10 protein-coding genes are annotated in these 17773 nt (G+C 71.6%); 5 read left to right on the top strand and 5 right to left on the bottom strand.

The window, feature by feature from the left end; translation table 11 throughout:
• Positions 1-81 precede the first annotated feature (81 nt).
• The gene (locus OG247_RS02045; protein ID WP_327250530.1) at positions 82-3468 is read right to left on the bottom strand and encodes a S8 family peptidase; all 3387 of its coding nucleotides are present in this window, start codon (positions 3466-3468) and stop codon (positions 82-84) included.
• Positions 3469-3816: 348 nt separating this feature from the next.
• On the opposite strand from OG247_RS02045, the gene OG247_RS02040 reads away from it, so the two are divergent.
• Positions 3817-7734 (top strand): nSTAND1 domain-containing NTPase, encoded by a 3918-nt coding sequence (locus OG247_RS02040; protein ID WP_327250529.1) that lies wholly within the window; start codon positions 3817-3819, stop codon positions 7732-7734.
• A gap of 14 nt (positions 7735-7748) precedes the next feature.
• Here the strand turns inward: OG247_RS02040 and OG247_RS02035 are convergent, their stop codons facing one another.
• Entirely contained in the window at positions 7749-9503 is a 1755-nt protein-coding gene (locus OG247_RS02035; RefSeq protein ID WP_327250528.1) for an FG-GAP repeat domain-containing protein, read from the bottom strand.
• 250 nt (positions 9504-9753) lie between these two features.
• Positions 9754-10269, bottom strand: coding sequence for a DUF2716 domain-containing protein (locus OG247_RS02030; RefSeq protein WP_327257308.1), 516 nt, complete (start codon positions 10267-10269; stop codon positions 9754-9756).
• Between the two features lie 96 nt (positions 10270-10365).
• Here OG247_RS02030 and OG247_RS02025 point away from each other — a divergent pair, with 96 nt between their 5' ends.
• The 3 genes from OG247_RS02025 to OG247_RS02015 all read left to right on the top strand — a co-directional run bounded on the left by OG247_RS02025 (position 10366) and on the right by OG247_RS02015 (position 12435).
• Complete coding sequence (locus OG247_RS02025; RefSeq protein WP_327250527.1) at positions 10366-10743, top strand: PadR family transcriptional regulator; 378 nt, start codon at positions 10366-10368, stop codon at positions 10741-10743.
• Positions 10740-11327: a hypothetical protein gene (locus tag OG247_RS02020; RefSeq protein ID WP_327250526.1), complete on the top strand. Its 588-nt coding sequence runs from the start codon at positions 10740-10742 to the stop codon at positions 11325-11327. Before OG247_RS02025 ends, OG247_RS02020 begins: the two co-directional genes overlap by 4 nt.
• 103 nt (positions 11328-11430) lie before the next feature.
• Complete coding sequence (locus tag OG247_RS02015) at positions 11431-12435, top strand: ArsR/SmtB family transcription factor (RefSeq protein WP_327250525.1); 1005 nt, start codon at positions 11431-11433, stop codon at positions 12433-12435.
• 71 nt (positions 12436-12506) lie between these two features.
• On the opposite strand, the gene OG247_RS02010 is transcribed toward OG247_RS02015, so the two are convergent.
• Positions 12507-15452, bottom strand: a complete 2946-nt coding sequence (locus OG247_RS02010; protein WP_327250524.1) for a discoidin domain-containing protein — start codon at positions 15450-15452, stop codon at positions 12507-12509.
• 180 nt (positions 15453-15632) lie between these two features.
• Complete coding sequence (locus OG247_RS02005) at positions 15633-16349, bottom strand: TetR/AcrR family transcriptional regulator (protein ID WP_327250523.1); 717 nt, start codon at positions 16347-16349, stop codon at positions 15633-15635.
• A gap of 118 nt (positions 16350-16467) precedes the next feature.
• On the opposite strand from OG247_RS02005, the gene OG247_RS02000 reads away from it, so the two are divergent.
• Positions 16468-17739 (top strand): saccharopine dehydrogenase family protein, encoded by a 1272-nt coding sequence (locus OG247_RS02000; RefSeq protein ID WP_327250522.1) that lies wholly within the window; start codon positions 16468-16470, stop codon positions 17737-17739.
• The last annotated feature ends 34 nt before the right edge of the window (positions 17740-17773 follow it).

Below are 17773 nucleotides of genomic sequence, written 5' to 3'. Positions count from 1 at the left end.
GCGATAGGGCGGATGAGCGGGGCGGGTTGGGGCAGGCCGTCGACCGGCCCACCGAACCGCCGTCGGCTCAGGGAAGTGAGATCACTTGCCCAGGTAGGCGTTGTGGATCGTGACCTCGGAGACGTTGCCCTGCTTGTCGGTGACCTTGGCCCGGAAGGAGATCCCCTGGCCCTTTGCGGGGTTCCGGACGGAGAACGCGCCGTCGGTGACCGTGACGCGCTTCCAGGTCTTGCCGCCGTCTGCGCTCACGGAGATCGTCAGCGACTTGAGGTTCTTCCCGGAGGCCGCGCCCTGCACGGTCACGGGGATCCGGGTGTCCTTGCCCGCCGGGGCGCGGGAGGCGATGTCGAGCGGGGCGTGGAAGCGAACCGTGGAGACCGGGAGCGCGGTGTGAGCGGCGACCTGGCGGGAGCGGAAGGTGAAGCTCGTGTCGATGCGGGTGGAGACCGGGGAGATGTCCCTGGACCGCTCGACGGAGGTGGTCAGCCGGTATTCGGCGTCGGCGCCGTCGACCGTGAAGGGCTCCCAGCCGCTCAGCGGGTCCTCGTTCTCGGCGAACTTCACTCCGTTGCGGTACAGCGTGGTGGCGGTCTTGGTGAGCGTCGAGGAGCCGGGGTGTCCCGCGCCGTCACCGAAGAGGGGCACCGCGGCGGTGATGGTCTGCTTGCCCGTCTCGGGGTCGGGCGCGCTGCGGAACACGCCCAGGCCCTTGCCCAGGAGCGGTGAGAAGACTCCGGTGTTGAAGGTCTCGCGGTAGGAGGAGCCCGCCTTGTAGCGCTTCGGCTGCAGGGAGGCCTGGTCCGCCTCCACGCGCTGTTCGCCGTCGGCGTTCGGGGCGCCGAGCTGCCAGAACCCGCTGCGCCAGGTCGCGCCGTCGAGGGCGGAGAGCAGGAGGGTACGGGTGCCGCGAGCGGGCTGGACGGCACCGTAGAAGTCGCCCTGGGCCATGCCGGGCAGGGTGGGGGCGGCGTAGGCGTAACCGGACTTGCCGGGGGCGGGCGCGCCCATCTCCAGGGAGAGCTTCGCCAGCTCGGTCGCCTTCACGTGCCTTTTGTACCCGGTGGCGAGACGGTTCGTCACGCCGCCGAGGGCAACGTTGTACTGGGAGGCCGGCGCCTTGATGAAGGTCGCCAGCCAGCTCTGCGTGAGCGAGCCGTCGGTCACGGCCGGCCCCATGTGGGCGGAGCGGAAGCCGGTGTACCCCTTGGGGAGGACCCAGCCGTTGCCGAGGTGGCCTTCGCCGACCTGCTGCTGGTAGTACGGCAGGGCGAAGTCGGCCGTGGCCAGACCGGGAACGGTGATGTCCACCGGCTTCGCGGTGCGCGCGTCGACCTTGACCTTGGTGGTTCCGGCGACCTCCAGCCGCGGCTGGACCAGCCAGTCGACGCCCTTGGTGAGGTCCGAGCCGTCCTGGTACACGGCGCCGTGGAGGGCGTAGGTGCCCTTGGGCAGGCGCAGCGTGCGGGAGCCGGTCTCGTTGCTGACGCCTTCCCATATGCCGTCGGCGGCGCCGCCGATTCCGAACAGGGAGTGGGAGAACTCGCGGGCGGGGCGGCCGTCGCGGTCGACCGTCGTGATGGTGACGTCGTACGCCTCGGCCTCACGGACGGCTGCCGCGCCCGTGCGCACCGACTGGCCGCCGCCGGTGGCGGTGACATAGGCGGAGAAGGCGCCGTCGACAGTGCCGAGCCGGGTGTTGGCGGCCAGGTCGACCTCGGCCCGGCCGCCGGCGGGCACGGTCACCTTGGAGGCGCCGAGCGAGAAGAACCCGGCCGGGGCGGCCTTGCCGCGGGAGTCGGTGCCGGTCACCGCGAGGTCGAGGGTGATGGCCTTGGTACCGAGGTTGCGGTAGGCGATCTTCTTGGTGAGCGGCTTGTCGTCGGCGTGCGGCCACCGGGCCGTGCCGAGGGACACCGACGGCTGCTCGGTGATCACCGTTTGGGTGAGGGCCTTGTCGACTTGCACGCGGCCGGTGCCCTGCTGCTGGACGCCGGTCGCGCCGCCCTTCGTGGAGGCGGTCAGCGCGCCCTTGAGCTCGGTCCCGGTCCAGCCGGGGTTCTTCTGCTTCAGCAGCGCTGCCGCTCCGGCCACGTGCGGGGTGGCCATGGAGGTGCCGTTGAGCCGCAGGTACCCCGGGGTGGGGTGCTGGGCCCCGGGATCGGTGTCGAGCTTGCTCCCCTTGGCCGCCGCTGCGGTGATGCCGACGCCGGGCGCGGTGAGGTCGGGCTTGACCGCGCCGTCGCCGACGCGCGGGCCTCTGCTGGAGAAGTCCGCGAGGACGTCCTTGGAGTCGACGGCGCCGACGGTCAGGGCGGCGTCGGCACTGCCGGGCGAGCCGACGGTGGACTCGCCGGCGCCGTCGTTGCCCGCGGCGATGGCGAACAGGACGCCCTTCTCCGCCGACAGCCGGTTCACGGCGGCCTCGACCGGGTCGACGCCGGGGAAGTCCCGGCTTCCGAGGCTGAGGTTGACGATGTCCGCACCCTCGGCGACGGCCCACTCCATGCCCGCGATGACCGCGGAATCGCTGCCGTAGCCTTGGTCGTCGAGGACCTTGCCGCTGATCACCTTGGCGCCGGGCGCGACGCCCTTGAGCGCCCCGCCGGACGCCGCCCCGGTTCCGGCCGCGATGGAAGCCACGTGGGTGCCGTGGCCGACGCGGTCCGCGGTGTCGGGGGAGTCGGAGAAGTTCTTCTCCCCGACGACCTGGCTCTTCAGGTCCGCGTGGGTCTTGTCGACGCCGGTGTCCAGGACGGCGATCTTCACGCCCTTGCCGTCGAACCCGGCCTGCCAGGCCCGGTCGGCGCCGATCTGCTTGGTGCTCTTGTCCAGGCTCGCCTTGCGTACGCCGTCCAGCCAGACCTTGGCGATGCCGGCGCCGGCGGCCCGGACTCCGCGTGCTGTGGGGTTCGTCAGGGCCTCCCAGACCTTCGTGGCGTCGGCGGGCGAGGCCTCGACGGCTTCGGCGTTGACGGCCTGGAGGGTGTGCTTCGCCCCGCTGCCGGCGGCGGACCGCAGCTCCGTACGTGCCGCCGCGGCGGCGCCCTCGTACTGGACGATCAGGCCGAGTCCGCCGCGGTGCAGTGCGCGCAGGGTCGGGTCGGCGAGCGTGTTGACGTCGAAGAGGCGCCGGTCCAGCTTGCCGGCGGCCAGCAGGGCCCGGGCGTCGGCGGGCAGGACCAGGGTGCGGCCGTCGGCGCGCTCGATCTCGACCGGTATGCGCTCACGGCCCTTGGCGGGCTCGAAGCGTACGACAGCGCCGCTGCCGTTCACGGTCACCCGGTCACCGGTGATCAGCGTGACGGTCACGGGGGCGGCCGTGGTCTGGGCGGCGGGGGTGCCGCTCGTGGTGGAGGCGGCGGGCGCCGCCCCGGCGGGGGCGGTCAGCCCCGTACTGAGGGCGACGACCGCCGTGGCGAGGGCGAGGGCCCCCGCGGCGCGTCGAGGCGTGTGTGTCCGTGTGAACAACTTTGCTCCTGTGGAAGGCGCGCACGGCGGTCGGACGCCGTGGCGCGCACCCCGTCGTGTGGCGTACGTGATGTACGCGGTGTGTGCGTGGGGTTGTGGTGACGCCGGCCGCCGGGGCCGGGTCGACCCGTGTCCCACCTGCCCCGGGGGAGAGGCGGAGGTGGGCGGTGCGAGCCGTCCGGGCCGTGCGGCGACCGGGTACGGCAGCAGTCCACCGGCTCGCGCATTGTTCAGCAGCCCTGATCCGGGGGACTGAACAATTGTTTTCCGTGGCCGAAGAGGCCCTTGTGGCTGCCGGCGCCCCCTCATACGGTGGAAAAGATCTTGATCCCGGGGGAGCGGAGCAGCATGGGCAGTGGTGTGGGAAGGCCGGAGAAGGCGCTCGATCCACAGGCCGGTCCAATCGCCCGGTTCGCCGGTGAGCTCCGCGCCCTGCGCCGCTCGGCCGGCTCCGTTCCCTACCGGGAACTGTCCGCGCGCGCCGGCTATTCGGTGACGGCGCTCTCCCAGGCCGCCGCCGGGAACCGGCTCCCGAGCCTGCCCGTGGCGCTGGCCTACGCCGAGGTCTGCGGCGCCGCCCGGACGGAATGGGAACGACGCTGGCGCGAGGCCGAAGCCGAGACCGAAGCCCTGGCCTCCCTCGAGCTCGGAACCGACGGCGGCGGCACGCCGCCCTACCGGGGCCTGGCACGCTTCGAACCCGAGGACGAGACGGTGTTCTTCGGCCGGGAACGCCTGACCGACCAACTGACGGCCCTCGTCGCGGAACACCGCTTCGGCGTCGTCCTCGGCCCCTCCGGCAGCGGCAAGTCCTCCCTGCTGCGGGCCGGTCTCGTGCCCCGGCTGCGCCGCTCCGCGCCGCCGCTGCCGCCCGCCGCGGCCCTGCGCGTCCTCACCCCCGGCGAACACCCGATGCGAACCCACGCGCCGGTTCTCACCCCGGCCCCCGGAAACGGCGAAACCTGGCTGATCGTCGACCAGTTCGAGGAGGTCTTCACCCTCTGCGCGGACCCCGACGAACGAAGGGACTTCCTCGCGGCCCTCCTCGCCGCCCGCAGCCCCGGAAGCCGGATCCGCGTGGTGCTGGCCGTACGCGCCGACTTCTACGCGAACTTCCTGGCCCACCCCGACCTGGCCGAGGCCGCCCGGGCCGCGACCCTCCCCGTGGGCCCGCTGACCGCCGAGGAGATGCGCGGCGCGATCGTGCGCCCCGCGGCAGCGGCCGGCCTCACCGTCGAACGCGCCCTCACGGCCCGGCTCGTGGAAGAGGTCACCCGTGAACCAGGCAGCCTGCCGCTGCTCTCCCATGCCCTCCTGGAGACCTGGCGGCGCCGCCGCGGGCGCACACTGACCCTGGCCGGACACGAGGCGGCCGGTGGTCTGCGCGGCGCCCTGGCCCAGACCGCCGAGGAGGTGTACGCGGAACTCGGGCCCGACCGGGCCCCCGTCGCGCGGCGCCTCCTGCTGAACCTGATCACCCCCGGCGACGGAGCCGCCGACACCCGGCGGCCCGTCCCCCGCGACACCCTCGTGCCCCCGGACGCGCCGGAAGCAGCCGAGGCGGGGGCCGTACTGGACCGGTTGGCCCGGGCCCGGCTCGTCACCCTGGACCGGGACGTCGTGGACTTGACGCACGAGGCCCTGATCACCGCGTGGCCGCGGCTGCGCGGCTGGATCGACACCGACCGCGAACGGCTGCGACGCCACCGCAGGTTGACCCAGGCCACCCAGAACTGGCTGACCCGCCGACGCGACGCCGGGGCGCTCCTGCGCGGAGGCGAACTGGCCGAGGCCGAGGCCACGTTTGCCGACGACGCGGGCCGCACCGTCGAACTGGTCCCGGCGGAGCGGGAGTTCCTGCACGCGGGTCTCGCGTCCCGGGCCCGTACGCGACGCATCCGGCGCGGCGTGACCTCCGTCGTCGCCCTCCTCCTCGTCCTCCTCACGGTGGCGAGCACGACCGCCTGGCAGCAGGGCCGCGACAACGTCCGACAGAGGGTCGACGCCGAGATCCGGCGGGTCAAGGGGGAGGAACTGGCCGCCGGTCAGCTGGCGGCCGTCGCCCAGGGCCTGCGGAGCTCCGACCCCGCGCTGGCGATGAGGCTGAGCGTGGCCGCCTGGCGGCTCGCCGAGACTGCCGAGACCCGGTCCGCGCTGCTGGCGGCGTCCGTCCAGGCCGAGTCCGACGCCTACGACGTACCGGACGAGGCGGGGCCCTGGGATTCCCACCCGGCGCTCCCGGTCCGGCTGAGCGCGGACGGCCGCATCGCGGTGACCGTCGACGAGGACTCCGTACGCGCCTGGGACGTCAAGACGAAGACGGCGGTGGGGCCGGAGACGGCCCTCGGCCGGGACGCTCTGTTCCGGGGGATCTCCCCGGACGGCCGCACCGCCCTGGTGCAGGGGGCCCGGGAGCAGGAAGGGCCCGGAGCCGGGCTCGGGGCTCGGCGACTGGATCTGGCGTCCGGGAAGGCGCTCGACGCCGTGCCCCGGCCGTCGGGCCCCTCCGTTGCCTGGACGGCCGCCGAACAGGTCGTCGCCAACCAGGACATGGACGGCGCCGTCGGCCGCCTTTCGCTCCGGGACGCACGAAGCGGCCGCACCCTGCTGGAGGTGCCGACCGGCCGGCATCCGATGTGGGCGCTCAGCCCGGACGGACGCCACCTGGCCCTGTGCGCCAGGGGAGGTGACGCGGTGAACTCCTTCGAACGGGCCGACGTGCCCCTGAGGGTCTGGGACGTGGCCCGGAGCACGGAACTGCCCGCCACCCGACCCGGCGCGTGTGCCGTCGACTCGTTCCGCTTCACCGGCGACGGCGCCGTCCTCGTGAGCCGGACACCGGGTGGCCTGAGCCTGTGGGACCCGGTCACGGGCCGGGAACCTGCCCGGATCGACCACCTGGGCCTGACCGAGGTGACCACCAGCCCCGACGGCCGGTTCGCCGCGGCCGTCGACGGCCGGGAGATCCTGATGTGGCGACTCGCCACGCCCGAACGGCCGGTCTTCCGGTACTCCCTCGCCAACGGGGCCGCCTCCCAGCTCCGGATCGACCCGGAGGACGGTGTCATCAGGTACCTGACCGAACGCCGGCTCGGCGACACCATGGTGCGCACGATCTCCTACGGACCGGCCACGACACCGGAGTGGAGTGCCGCACCGGCATCGACGGGCACCTTCAGCGCGGACGCCACGACCGTCGCGGTCGACCGCCGGCAGGGCGCCAGTACCTGGTCCGAGGCCTACGCCGTGGCCGGCGGCCGGCGCACCGCCCGCACCCCGCCGGCCGACTGCCCGAAAGCCGTGCCGGGATCCACCGGAGCGCCCACAGAACAGGACTGCCGTGTCCTGCTCGCGCTCACCCCCGACGGAAAGACCCTCGCTCACGCCCGAACCGGCCTCGCCGAAGGCTCCGCCGCGGGGGACGGACAGCGGGAGACCGCCCAGGAGCCGACCCTGTGGGACGTGCCGGCCAACGCGGCCCGCCCGCTCCCCACCGACATCAAACCGCCGTTCGCCGCCCGGATGCCCATCACCGGGATGGCCGTCGCGCCCGACGGCCGGTCCCTGCTCACGACGCGCGCGGGCGTTGACGCCCTGGACGTACGGGACGTGGCGAGCGGACGCCGCACCCGACCCCAGGACCTCACGAAGGACCGGACCTCCCCCGTGGAGAGCCCACGGAGCAGCCGATCCGCTCCGGTCGCGGTCCGCCCTGACGGCCGACTGCTCGCGACGTCCTCGAGCACCTTCGACATCACCACCGGCCGGCGCACCGAACGGGGCCTCACCACGGAACCGGGCGGGGTGATGACCTACAGCCCCGACGGCACACGCCTGGCGGTCGGTGACACGACGGGTGGGGTCACCCTGTGGGACAAGGAGGCCGAGCGACGGCTGGCCACCCTCCCGGCCGGGTTCGACGCGATCGGCCTCGACTCCGCAAAGGCCGTCACCGCCTTGGCCTTCTCCCCGGACGGCCTGACCCTGGCCGTGGCGGGCGCCTCCGGCACGCTCCGACTCTGGGACGTGAACGCTGCCCGACCACTGGGACCACCGCTGCCGACCCCCGGCGACGGGATCGTCGCCGTCGCCTTCGCCGCCGACGGACACACCCTGCACAGTGCGGGCGAACACAGCACCGTCCGCACCCACGAGGTGACCCCGGTCCGACTGGCGGAGTCCGTCTGCACCCGGGCCGGAACCGGACTATCCCGGTCCGACTGGCGTACCTACCTCCCGGATCTCCCTTACCGAAAGACCTGCTGACAGGACCCGCGGACTCAGATCATGTTCTTGTAGATGTTCCAGCCCTTGCCGAACAGCGCCCTGGCGGTGAAGGTCGCGGTGCCGGCGTTGCCCGTCGAGGTGTACAGGTACATGTCGCCGTTCGGGAGGCGGCCGAGCACATCGCCCTTGCTGTCGCCGTCGATGTCACCCGGCACGACCAGCATGTCGTACACGTTCCAGCCGGTGGCCACCTGCTCCCGTGCGGCGAACGGCGCGGTGGACGAACCCGTGCCCTTGTAGAGGAACAGCCGGCCGGAAGTGTCCCGGGCGAGCACGTCGGGCCGCCCGTCGCCGGAGTAGTCGCCGGCGCCGACGAGCGCGTTGTAGATGTTCCAGCCGGTGCCGACCTGGATCCGCGCGCCGAGCTTGGTGTACACCGCGCCGTCGCCGGGGTGCAGCCACAGGGCGCCGGCGGAGTCGCGGCTGAGCAGGTCGCCCTTGCCGTCGCCGGTGAGGTCACCGGGGCCGACCATGAGCGTGTAGTTCCACGCCGTGCTGACCTTCTGGCCGCGGATGTACAGATCACTGCCGATGTTCTGCACATAGGCGGCGTGATTGTGGCTGTTGAGCCCGGCGGCGTAGGTCGTGCGGGAGCCGGGCGTCTCGGTGCCGGCCCCGATCGGCGGCGACAGGTAGTCGCCGTTGGCCAGGGCGGTGTACTTGGCCAGCGTGTTGTTGGCCTGAGTCATGAGGTTCTGCGACTTGCCGTAGAGCTGCGTGGTGCCGGCGCCGACCATGAACCGGTTGAGTTCCCACCCGCTGCCGTGGTAGACGCGTGCGGCGAACTTGCCTCCACCGATGGACTTGTAGAAGTACTGCAAGCCGTCGCGGTTGCGGGCGATCAGGTCGCTCATGCCGTCGCCGTCGACGTCGTCCGGGCCGCTGATCACGTTGTACGTGTTCCAGCCGGTGCCGACCTTGACGCGGGGCTTGAGCGGGGCGGTGGCGCTGCCGGATCCCTTGTGGAACCACAGCTCGCCGGTCAGAGTGCGGGTGAAGACGTCCCCGAGGCCGTCTCCGTCGACATCGCTGGCGCCGACGATCTGGTCGTAAGTCCCCCAGCCGGACCCGACCTTGACCCGCGTGTTGAAGGGCTTGCCGACGCTTCCGGTGCCGGTGTACAGCCAGAGGTCACCGACGTGGTCGCGGGCCAGCAGGTCGGGGCGGCGGTCCCCGGTCACGTCGCCGGTGGCCGCGAGTCGGTTGTACTTCTGCCAGCCGCGGCCCGACCACAGGGGAGCCGACGTGCCCTTCAGGCCGGTCTCGTAGAGCGTGAGGACGCCGTCGAAGGAAAGCGAGAGCAGCTCGGCCTTGGTGGTGCCGCCGACGTCGCCGACCGGCAGCAGGTCCTTGAACGAGGAATCGGGGTCGGTCTTGGAGATCGTGTAGTCGCTCCAGGACGAGATCGACGACAGGTAGACGCCCGTGCTCTGGTCGTACTGCATGACGATCTTGTCGCTGATGCCGTCGCCGTCGACGTCGTGCCGCGGCGGAGCCTTGACGGCCGCCCGCGCGAGGGGCGTGGCGCGGCCGGGCATGACGACGGTCGGGTACCCGCCGTCGCGACGCGGAGCGGCGCCGGAGGCCGACTCCGGTGCCGGGGCGGCCGCGGGCCGTGCGAGGGCGGAGGCGGGTGCCGGGGGCTGCGGGGCGGCGGTGCTCGGGCTGGCGGAGAGGGCGCCGACTGCCAGGGCGAGTACGCCGCCGGCGGCCAGGGCGCGCAGGTGTCCGAGGTGTGGTGAAGTCAAGATCCCCCCTGAGGATCGAGGCGTGGGGGCCTGTCCGGGCACGTGCTGCCGTGTGCCCCGGAACACGCGTCCGTGCGTGAGCGGCCCCCACTTCCGTCCGTGCAGCGTATGCCGGGCCAGTGACAACGGGCGGGGTCGCTCCGCATCGACGCCCTTCCGCGGATGCCCAGTTGGTGCGTGCCGTGCCGAGGCCATCGGTTCGTGCCGGTCGGGAGGGTGTGCGGGAGTGCGGGCGTTGTGTATCGACGCGCTATGCGTGATGAGCACGCAGGCCGGACCTGCGAATCGGTGAGCCCAGGATGTCATCGATCTTCGCTGATGCGACGTCAAGGAGCCCCTGCCCGAACAGGCACAGTGACCCCTCCCAGGGGTGACTGAAGCTGCCCGTCCGGAAGTCCTCGGAGAGGTAGATGTAGTAGTCGCCGTCGGGGTACGGGCTCAGGGGCCACCGTCCCTGGCCGGAGCCGGGAACGCGATGGGGCGAGAAGCGGAAAGAGGTGTGCTGCCAGTCCAGTGCGAGCAGCGTGCCGTGCGGAGGTACGCAGGCCGTAAGGCTCTGCCTGACCACCTCGACGAGCCTGTCGAGCCGCTCGTATGCGGGGTCGTCGTCCAACGAGGCCACGCTCCAGGTGACGGAGTCGAGCGGCTCCTTGATCGCCGGCCAAGTGGCCGGGTTCATGCCGGGCCGAAAGGCGAACTCCGTGTCGAAACGCTCCCAGACGTCGCGGTACTCCGCTTCCGAAATGTGGACCACAGCCTCATGCATCACACGTGGAGTTTACCGAGCAGTCGGAACGGGCCCGGATCCAGCGGCCCCCAAGTCTCTTGCGGTGCAAGGTACTCGCTGACTATCTTGTACCGCATGACAAAGGAACTGCCCGCTGCCGGTGACCAACGGCGCAGCCAGCTCCTGCGCGGAGTGCTCGACCTGTGCCTCCTGTCGTTGATCGCCGAACGCCCCAGGTACGGCTTCGAGTTCGCCGAGGCGCTCGCCGCCGGCGGGCTGGAGCTGGTCAGCGACGGCAGCATCTATCCGCTGCTCGCCCGGATGGAGCGGGCGGGGATCGTCTCCTCCTACCGAGCCCCCTCTTCGAGCGGCGGCGCCCCGCGCAAGTACTACCGCCTGACCGAGGCGGGGCACGCCGAACTGAGCGGCGGCCGGGCCGACTGGCTCGCCTTCGCCGGGCAGGTGGGCCGCATCATGACCACCACGGAACCCACGGGGGGAACCACACCATGACGAACGAGCAGATACTCGCGGCCTGCCGCAGCAACTGGGAGTACCGGGGGATCGACGACGCGTCGGTACGGGAGATGCTCGACGAGCTCTCCTCCCACCTGGAGGACGCCCAGGCAGCCGGCCGTACGGCACAGGACGTCGTCGGCCGGGACGTCCGCGGCTTCGCCGCGGCATGGGCGCGGGCACGGGCCCCGCTCTCCCGCCGGGCGCTGCGCACCGTGTCCCTGGCCTGTTTCGTGATCGGCTGTGTCCTGCTGTTCGCCTACCTGCGACGGTGGACCACCACGCTCGCCGTGACCCCCGACCACCTGGCCTTCTGGACGGTCCTCGGTGTGGCCACGGTCGTCTGGGAGCTACGCCGGGGCAGCCTGGGCCTGGTGGCGAGCTGGGCGCTCGCCCTCGTCACCGCCCTGCCCGCCGCGATCCTCACCGGCCTTTGGGCCGGTGACGGGGCGCTGTTCACGCTGCCGCTGTGGGCGGCGCCGATCCTGCTGCTGCCCGGCCTGCCCTATGCCGTCGCCGACACCCGGGCCAGGAGGAGCAGTCGCACCGGCGAGGTCGCCGTTGCCAACCGGGGCCACTGACGGGGTCTTGGCTGAAACCGGTCCTGGACGGAGCACCGGGCAGGGCACAGACTGCGGTGGACGATCAAGCGGCGCTGGATCGGACAGCCATGGGGGATGCTCGGTGCTACGCATTCATTTCACCGCCGAGGATCTGGCTCGGACCCGCGTGGCCGCGACCATCGGAGCGGCCGCGGAAACGATGTACAGCCTGAGGCTGCTGCGCGACTGTGCCGCCGCGGCCCTGCCCTTCCGTCCGTGGCAGGAGGCGGTCCGCGGGCGGCTGGGTGCGCAGGCCCGCCCCGTCACGAGCCTGCTGGCCGTGGGTGGCCCGGACATCGACCTCACGGTACTGATGGGCGCCGCGCCGTCCCTCGAGGAAGGGATCGAGAACCTGCTTCGGGCCTCGCCCGCCCGTTTGCAGACCGAACTCCAGCACATCGACTTCCACCCCTCGCAGCTGTCGTGGGCACGCAACCTCGCGGCGGGCGACCTCGAAGCCCGCAGGGACTTCGCCGCGGGGCTCGTAGCCTGCAACGAGGCGATCGTCGCCCCCTATTGGAACCGGGCGAGATCCCGTCTGGAGGGCGTACGGGCGACCTTCGCGCGGACGCTGCTCGACGGCGGGATCGAACGCCTCCTGGAAGGCATGTGCGTCTCGCTCGTGCGGTGGCGGGCGCCCGTACTGGAGGTGCGGTACCACCGGAACGTCGACGTCCATCTCGGGGGACGCGGTCTCGTCATCGCGCCGACGGTCTTCCTGTGGAAGGACCCGGCACTCCTGTGGGACTCGCGGGACGAGACCTCGGCGCCCACCCTTGCCATTCCCACCATCGGTGACGCTGAGGCGGGCGCCGCCTTGTGGGGTGCGGCGCAGGCCGCGGACCAGTCACTGGCCGCGCTGCTGGGGCGTACTCGGGCCGCCGCACTGAAGGTGGCCGCCGAAGGGTGCAATACCACCGAGCTGGCCCGGCGCCTGAACGTGTCGATCGCAGCGGCGAGCGAGCATGCGACAGTGCTGCGCAACGCCCATCTGATCACCACCAGCCGACGCGGCAAATCCGTCGTGCACACCGTCACCCCGCTGGGCGCCGAACTCCTGGGAAGCTCAACGGCCGAGCACGGGTGAACCGGGACGGCCGGCCCGGAGGGAGCCGGGCCGGCCGTCGGTGTGCGGTGCGCGGTGCGCGCACGAGCTGGCTAGGAGGTGTACGCCTCCAGTTCCGACAGCTGGCCCGCGGGCCAGCCCGTGTTGCCGGTGAAGGTCAGGCGCAGGTGGCGGACGCCGGACGCGGGAAGCGTGACGGTGACCGTGTGGGATCCCTCGGTGAAGGTGTAGGCGGCGGACGCCTTGAGCGTCGACCAGACCGCATTGTCGGTGGATCCGAGCACCGAGAGGGTCTGGACGCGGTTGCCCCAGGTGGCGGGGAGCCTCAGCACCAGTCGGCCGACGGTCTGGGTGGCGCCGAGGTCGACGGTGAGTGACTGGGGGAAGGCGTTGTTGTCGCTCTCCCAGTAGCTGCCGGAGTTCCCATCGGTGACGTTGGCGGCCACGTAACCCTGGGTGTGGGTCGTGTCGGTCGCGCTCTTGCCCTGCGCGAGGTTGGTGCCGGCCGGCGGGGTGGTCGGTGCGGGGGTGGTCGGAGCGGGAGTGGTCGGCGGCGTCGTCGGGGTGCCGTCGGCCGCCGCGTAGACCTCGAACTCCGAGATCTGTCCCGCCGCCCAGCCGGTGTTCCCGGTGATGTTCAGCCGTACGTAGCGGACGTCAGCCGGGTCCAGGGTGAGTGTCGCGGCGTTGCCGGAGGCGGGATTGAAGGTGACGCCTGCGGAGGCGCGCAGCGTGGACCAGGAGGAGTTGTCGGTGGAGCCGAGCACCGCCAGGTTCTCGGTCCGGGTGGCCCAGTCGGAGGTGGGCGGGAGCTTCAGGGTGACCTTGCCGATCCGCTTGGTGTCGCCGAGATCCACCGTCAGGGTCTGAGGGAAGGAGTTTCCGTTGCTTTCCCAGTAGGTGGAGGCGTTGCCGTCGACGGCATTCGATGCCGTGTACGACTGGACGGCCGAGGAGGCGGTGGCAGGCCTGCCCTGGGCGAGGTTGCCGTTCGGCGGGGTGGTGGGGGGTGTCGTCGGCGGGGTCGTCGGCGGCGTGGTGGGGGGCGTCGTGGGCGGGGTCGTCGGGGGAGTGGTGGGCGGCGTGGTCGGAGTGCTGGGAACGCCGCCGTTGGTCCACACAGGCGCGGGCCACAGGCCGGAGCAGGTCTGCCCCGTGTTCCAGCCGGAGTTGCCGCCGCCATCGGTGATCTGGAGACCGGCGCCGATGCAGTTGTGGATCGGGGTCGCCGACTGGGCGATGTTCTTGGCGGTGACGTGGGTGAACTTCGCGGCGAGGTTGGACTGCGCCTGGATGGCGTAGGTCCCGGCCCCGTCGATGTTGACGTTGGTGAACTCCACCCCGCTGATCGGCCCTTCGATCGAGTGGATCGCAGCGTACGAGGAGTCCAGGATGTCCGTGTCGGAGATCTTGATGCTGGCGCCCTGCACGGCCTCGTTCAGGCCGGAGAACCAGATAGCGCCGACCCCGAAGTTCCAGTTGAAGTCGCTGTTCCCGGCACGGATGAGGGTGTTTCGCGCGGCAGTGATGGTCCCGGCCACCGCGGTGCCCTTGCCGGAGTTGACCCCCGGGTAGCGGTTGGCGATGTGCAGGCCGCCGCCGTTGCTGATGGTGTCGGACATGACGTTGTCCGAGATGGTGAAGTCCTTGCCGCCGTAGGTGACGATGTTGTTGGCGAGGATCGGCAGGACGACCGTGTTGTGGTCGAAGCTGATGTTGGTGTTCGGCTTGTCCTGGGGCCAGGAGGCCAGGCCGTCGTCACCCGCGTTGCGCACGAAAGTGTTGGTGACGCGAGAATTCGTGACACCCGTGTGGAAGTTCACGCCATCTGCGGTCATGTCGAGGAAGCGGCTGTTCTGGATGGTGAAGCGGTCCATCGGACCGTCCATCCAGGCGGCGACCTTCACGTGCTGGATCCAGAGGTTGTCCACCGTGGAGTTGGACATGGCCCCGCCCACGGCGTTGACCTGGTCGTCGTCGATGCGCTCGCGGATGTCGCCGATGATCGCGAAGTCCTTGAGGGTGACGTTCTTGCTCGGTCCGTTCGCCTCGTGCGGCCGGGCCGGTCCCGTGTAGCCGCCGCCGGGGACGTACTTGCCGTAGAAGCCGGCGGCGCGGTTGCGGTTCACCGGGTCGCGCCCGCCGAAGACGGTGTACCAGGGTCCCGCACCCTGGACCGTGACCCCGTCGACGACGACGTGGTCGTAGAGGGTGTAGCTGCCCGGCGGGACGTAGACGGTCTTGCCCTGTGCCTGTCCCGCGTCCACGGCGGCCTGCATGCGGGCCGTGGAATCGGTGGCGCCGGTCGGGTCCGCGCCGAAGTCGGCGACGGCGTCGAGCGCCCCGGCCGGCTTGGCGGCGGCGGGGGCGACCTGCTCGAAGTCGGCGAGGTCGATGGTGAAGGCGGGCGACTGCGCCGTCGAGGTCACCTGCACGCGGATCTTGGTGCCGGCCGGGTGGGTGGCGCCCAGCAGTGTGCGGGACTCGTCGTAGAAGTGGTGCGGGTTGGTGTCGCCCGGGTTGTTGTTGAAGGGGTATCCGCCGTAGTACCAGCTGTACTTGGAGGTGACGGGAAGGGTCTTCACCGACTGGCCGTTGGCCCGTACGTCCAGCGTCGCGTCGCGCCCCTTTCCGTCGCCGGTGTCCGGGAGGCTGTAACGCAGCGACATCGCGTTGGCGGGCTTGGTCAGGGTGAACTCGACGTACTGGCCGACCGCGTTCAGCGTCACGGCCTGCCGGCCGGAGGCCTCCGAGGGGAGGCTGCCGTAGAGCCGGTCGGGGCCGATGAACGTGCCGTTGGTGGCCGCGTACTCGGCCTCCAGTTCGGTGAACGGCACGCTCGCACCCCGCCCGGCTATGCCGATCGGGGAAGGCGCGGGCACCCCGGCGGCGTGCGCCGCGGGGGCGGCGCCGAAGGTCAGCGCGGTCAGTGCGGCGGTCCCGGTGAGGGAGAGGGTCAGGAAGACGGCGCCGGCCCGCCGTCTGAGGGAGCGGATGTGCCGGGGTGTCGCGGAATGGCTCTGTGGGGGCTGGAGCACGGGCACGCACGTCCTTGCGGCTCGATCGGCGGAGAGGGGAAGTGGCTCAACCCGGGACGCTACGACTCCACATGGAGGAAGTCTATGATCCTGCGCAAAAACCAGACGCGACGTCGCAATAAACATCTACCCGAAGGGCTCTGGGTGTCCTCAGAGCCCAGAGCCCAGAGCCCAGAGCCCTCAGCCCCGCGCTCCTGCTCCTCCGGCCAGCTCGCGCTCGGCGCTCTCCAGCAACATGTCCAGCGCGACCGGATAGGCGCTGTGCGGCATCCGGGCGGCGAGGAGCCCGGCGGTGGCCGCGATGTTCGGGTACGTCCCGGCCGGCAGGCGGGCGTACGTCGACTCCCACCGCTCCTCGTCGGACTCCCGAGCCTGCTCCGTCAACGCGAGGGATCCCGCGTCGAGCGCCGCGAAGGCCAGGCACTGGTCGATGTAGGCGTGGTAGATCCGCACGGCATCCTCGTCACCGAACCCCGCACCGCGCAGGCTGCCGAGGATGGCCTCGTCGGCCGCGATCTCCCGGGGCCGCCCGGTCACCCGGCTCGCGGTCAGCAGGGCGGCCTGCGGATGGGCGAGGTAGGCGCCGTGGATGCGCAGGCCCAGGGAGCGCAGGTCCTCGCGCCAGTGCCCGGTCGGGACCCAGCCGGCGAGGGCCCGGCCGATGAGTTCCTCACCGATGGCCAGGGTGAGCCCGTCCATGCCGTCGAAGTAGCGGTAGAGGGTGCTGGGGTCCGCGCCCAGGGCGGCGCCGAGCCGCCGGGCGGTCAGACCCGCGCTTCCGTGCTCCCGCACCATCCGCAGCGCCGTCTCCACGATCAGCCGCTCGGAGAGCACCGTGCCCTGCCGGGTCGGCCGCCGACGTCGGCGGGCCTCCTCCGGTACCACGTCCTTCGGCATGACGGACTCGCCTCCCGGACCGTTCCGTGCCCTTATGCCAACACCATTGACCTTAACTCTTGGCAGACGGTTCCATCAGCCCCCAGGGGCACACGCCCCACCGAGAGAGGACCTCGTCATGCGCGTTCTGCTTGTGGGTGCCGGCGGTGTCGGGAGCGCGATCGCCAAGATCGCCGCCCGCCGCGGCTTCTTCGAACGATTCGTCGTCGCCGACTACGACCTGGCCCGCGCCGAGGCCGCGGTCGCCGCCCTGGGCGCGGAGGAGCACCGCTTCACCGCCTGCCGCGCGGACGCCTCCGACGAGGAGGGGATCACCCGCCTGCTCACCGAGCACGAGTGCGACGTCCTGATGAACGCGACCGACCCGCGGTTCGTGATGCCGCTGTTCAACGCCGCGCTCGCGGCCGGCACCCACTACGTGGACATGGCCATGTCCCTGTCCCGCCCGCACCCCGCGGACCCGTACGGCACCTGCGGGGTGAAGCTCGGCGACGAGCAGTTCGAACGGGCCGCGGAGTGGGAGAAGTCGGGCCGGCTCGCACTCGTCGGCATGGGTGTCGAACCCGGTCTCTCGGACGTCTTCGCCCGCTACGCGGCCGAGGAACTCTTCGACGACATCGAGGAGATCGGAATCCGGGACGGGGCCGACCTGGCCGTCGAGGGCTATGACTTCGCGCCGTCCTTCAACATCTGGACGACGATCGAGGAGTGCCTGAACCCGCCCGTGGTGTACGAGCGCGAGCGCGGCTGGTTCACCACCGAACCGTTCAGCGAGCCGGAGGTCTTCGACTTCCCCGAGGGCATCGGCCCCGTGGAGTGCGTCAACGTCGAGCACGAGGAGGTCCTCCTCGTCCCGCGCTGGGTCGGAGCCCGCCGGGTCACCTTCAAGTACGGCCTCGGCGACGATTTCATCGGCAAGCTCAAGACCCTCCACGCGCTCGGCCTGGACTCCACCGAACCGGTCACCGTGCGCGGCGAGGACGGCAGCCCGGTCCGCGTCTCACCGCGGGACGTGGTCGCGGCCTGCCTGCCGGACCCGGCGACCCTCGGGGACCGGATGACCGGCCGCACGTGCGCCGGGACCTGGGTGAAGGGCACCAAGAACGACCTGCCCCGGGAGGTGTACCTCTACCACGTGGTCGACAACCAGTGGTCCATGAGCGAGTACGGCTCCCAGGCCGTGGTCTGGCAGACCGCCGTCAACCCGGTGGTGGCACTCGAACTGCTCGCCGCCGACGTGTGGTCCGGGTCCGGAGTCCTCGGCCCGGAGGCCCTGCCGCCCCGCCCCTTCCTCGACCTGCTCACCGCGTACGGTTCCCCCTGGGCGATCCGGGAACAGGACCCGGCCCCCGCACCGCCCGCCCCCGCACCGCCGGCTCGAACCCCGTGATGAGGGTCCCGGCGAAGGGCCGTCGGGGGGCGCA

Source organism: Streptomyces sp. NBC_01244 (assembly GCF_035987325.1).
Taxonomy (GTDB): Bacteria; Actinomycetota; Actinomycetes; order Streptomycetales; family Streptomycetaceae; genus Streptomyces.
Note: the sequence above shows the minus strand (reverse complement) of the source record. Positions and strands in the feature narration are given on the sequence as shown.

What these genes read in the sequence shown, in the direction of transcription:
- OG247_RS02040 (WP_327250529.1), top strand. Translation starts at nt 3,817, where the DNA reads ATGGGCAGTGGTGTGGGAAGGCCGGAGAAGGCGCTCGATCCACAGGCC.
- OG247_RS02030 (WP_327257308.1), bottom strand. Translation starts at nt 10,269, where the DNA reads ATGCATGAGGCTGTGGTCCACATTTCGGAAGCGGAGTACCGCGACGTC.
- OG247_RS02025 (WP_327250527.1), top strand. Translation starts at nt 10,366, where the DNA reads ATGACAAAGGAACTGCCCGCTGCCGGTGACCAACGGCGCAGCCAGCTC.
- OG247_RS02020 (WP_327250526.1), top strand. Translation starts at nt 10,740, where the DNA reads ATGACGAACGAGCAGATACTCGCGGCCTGCCGCAGCAACTGGGAGTAC.
- OG247_RS02005 (WP_327250523.1), bottom strand. Translation starts at nt 16,349, where the DNA reads ATGCCGAAGGACGTGGTACCGGAGGAGGCCCGCCGACGTCGGCGGCCG.
- OG247_RS02000 (WP_327250522.1), top strand. Translation starts at nt 16,468, where the DNA reads ATGCGCGTTCTGCTTGTGGGTGCCGGCGGTGTCGGGAGCGCGATCGCC.